At 36.8% G+C, this 1,640-nt stretch carries 4 protein-coding genes; all 4 read left to right on the forward strand.

Annotated elements, in window-relative coordinates; genetic code table 11:
* Positions 1-141, forward strand: a 141-nt coding sequence (locus BTO22_RS20425; protein WP_146107556.1) for an IS3 family transposase, incomplete at its 5' end; no start/stop codon positions are given.
* A gap of 48 nt (positions 142-189) precedes the next feature.
* Complete coding sequence (locus tag BTO22_RS13480; protein ID WP_105055950.1) at positions 190-720, forward strand: GNAT family N-acetyltransferase; 531 nt, start codon at positions 190-192, stop codon at positions 718-720.
* A 194-nt stretch (positions 721-914) separates the two neighbouring features.
* Positions 915-1,178, forward strand: coding sequence for a BrnT family toxin (locus tag BTO22_RS13485; RefSeq protein ID WP_045032871.1), 264 nt, complete (start codon positions 915-917; stop codon positions 1,176-1,178).
* Positions 1,168-1,413 (forward strand): type II toxin-antitoxin system BrnA family antitoxin, encoded by a 246-nt coding sequence (gene brnA / locus BTO22_RS13490; protein WP_065603886.1) that lies wholly within the window; start codon positions 1,168-1,170, stop codon positions 1,411-1,413. Before BTO22_RS13485 ends, brnA begins: the two co-directional genes overlap by 11 nt.
* The last annotated feature ends 227 nt before the right edge of the window (positions 1,414-1,640 follow it).

Below are 1,640 nucleotides of genomic sequence, written 5' to 3' on the forward strand. Positions count from 1 at the left end.
CAAACTAAAAAAGAAGCTAAGCTAAGTATTTTAGATTACTTGGCGTATTACAATGGATTGCGCCCACATACCGCTAATGGTTATTTGTCACCACTCCAATATGAGAAAGAAACACGAGATTTGGTGTCCGGTTTTTGTTGACCATTACAAACGTGTTATGCAGGCGTTATAATTTTTTAAGGTAACGATATGATTAATAGCTCAAAGTTGAAATCTATAGCATTTACGACAACGAGACTTGAGGTTGCAAATGTTGACTCTTGTTTGGTGTCAGGATTGATGAAATCACAGTTATTATCTGAAATTGTTAGCTTACTTTCTCCCTCGGTTGTTGAATCATTACCTCCATATTTTCATGATATTAATACTGAATTGGATGCTGAAGTTTGGCTTTTGAAAATGGTAGCAGAAAGCCATTTATTTTCAGTTAAGCGTAAAGGTTTAGAACCAATTATTGGCTTCGTTTTCCTTTATGAATCAGATAATGCTACAGCTCATTTAGGTTATTTATTAGCTGAATCTAGTTGGCATCAAGGTTACGGTAGTGAGTTATTGTTTGGTTTGCTTAAAAACTGTCGTGATAACCAATTAGTAGAAAAGATCATTGGTGGCGTAGATATTGGAAATGTAGTTTCGGCAAAGTTACTTGAGAAAGTTGGTTTTGTTGCAACTCAAGAGGGTGGTAATGGCGTCATTTTCTACGAATGTATGTTGTCTTAACCACAAATTATAACAATCGCATCAACACGATTTGCTACACTCGGCGTTGTCAGTTTGTCTTTAGTTTCAGTGATTAAGGCGTTAAAATTCAGCTAAGTCTGTATCGTAGCAAACGTGTTATGCAGGCGTTAACCGTCTTTTCGAAACATCATCGAAAGTTGCCTTTTGAGTAATAATGGTATACTTTTAACTCTATGGTTAATTTTGAATTTGATGAAGTTAAGAGTAACTCGAATCTTGAAAAACATGGTGTGGATTTCAATGTGGCTCAATTGCTTTGGAATGACCCAGATTTAATAGAGATCCCAGTAAATACTCACGATGAACCAAGATATATCGTAATAGCCATGCTTAATGGTAAACATTGGACTGGTGTTATTACATATCGAGGTCAAAATATCCGAATAATTTCGGTTCGACGCTCAAGAAAAGGTGAGGTAAAGGTTTATGAAAGCTAATGAATTTGATGCAAAGTTTGACGATGGCGACGATATTTTAGGCGATCTAGATTTATCTAAAGCTAAGCGTCCAATGCAAACTCAAAAACGAGTAAATGTTGATTTTCCAACATGGATGATCGAATCATTAGATCGTGAAGCTAATCGTGTAGGTGTAACTCGTCAATCGATTATTAAAGTTTGGTTAGCTGAAAGGTTAGAAAGTGTAGCGGCGAATCACGCAGCAAGCCACTGATATCAAAACGGTTAACAAATGCATCAACACGATTTACTACACTCGGCAATCTCAGTTTGCCGGGTGTTTCTCGTTTTAAGGCGTCAATATTAAGTATAATCGCATAGTAGTAAACGTGTTATGCAGGCGTTGTGCGTACTGAGTCCGAAATTTTTTGTACGGTTCGTCAATAGAATCGAGGCTTTTGTAGTTTCGGCTTAGTAAGCGTCCTTTTCTTCTTTGTTGTC

The organism is Aliivibrio sifiae (assembly GCF_002954705.1).
GTDB lineage: Bacteria > Pseudomonadota > Gammaproteobacteria > Enterobacterales > Vibrionaceae > Aliivibrio > Aliivibrio sifiae_A.